The organism is Cupriavidus sp. SIMBA_020, from assembly GCF_046535395.1.
Lineage (GTDB): Bacteria > Pseudomonadota > Gammaproteobacteria > Burkholderiales > Burkholderiaceae > Cupriavidus > Cupriavidus campinensis.
Window position 1 is genome coordinate 1 of record NZ_JAWRWU010001637.1, and the last position, 237, is coordinate 237.

The following is a 237-nucleotide window of genomic DNA, read 5'->3' on the forward strand; positions in this document are numbered from 1 at the left end:
GCTTCGATCGGATAGCTCTGGCCCGGGCCTGGTGTGATGAACGCGCCGCCGTACAGGGCAACGTTGCGCGGCACCGGGCCGGAGGCTTCGTCCGCGCGCCACACCACTTTTCTCGCCTGTCCGTAGAAACCCCATGTGCCGCGCCCGTGCGTGAGCGGTGTTCCCGACGTATTGAGCGCCTGGCTGGACCCGTCCACGTTGTACAGCGCGTCCTGATACGGCGATGTGCGGTGATAG

Annotated in this window: 1 pseudogene; it reads right to left on the minus strand. The window is 66.2% G+C overall.

Annotation, left to right across the window (positions count from 1 at the left end):
- A pseudogene (locus SB751_RS35150) lies at nucleotides 1-237 on the minus strand (porin); the annotation flags it as partial.